Here is a 252-nt window from a genome sequence, read left to right as displayed (position 1 = left end):
CTCCCGGATGTCGGTCTTGCCCATCTCCAGGAACCGGCCGCCGGGACCGGTCAGCCGCAGCGACGCGTCCACGAACTCACCGGCCAGCGAGTTCAGCACGACATCGACACCCCGGCCGCCCGTGACCCCGGCGAACGCCGCCTCGAAGTCCGTCGTACGCGACGAGGCGAGGTGATCCTCGGCCACACCCAGCGACCGCAGGACATCCCACTTGCCCTCGCTCGCCGTCGCGAACACCTCGGCACCCAGATG

General features: G+C 70.2%; 1 protein-coding gene. It reads right to left on the bottom strand.

Translation table 11 applies throughout. The features are described 5' to 3' along the window. Positions 1-252: zinc-binding dehydrogenase (locus tag CU044_RS29525; protein WP_129771817.1), on the bottom strand; the 252-nt coding region annotated here is incomplete at both ends.

Source organism: Streptomyces sp. L-9-10, assembly GCF_004151105.1.
GTDB lineage: Bacteria > Actinomycetota > Actinomycetes > Streptomycetales > Streptomycetaceae > Streptomyces.
The sequence above is the reverse complement of the archived record's forward strand: the minus strand, read 5'-3'. Positions and strand labels throughout refer to the sequence as shown.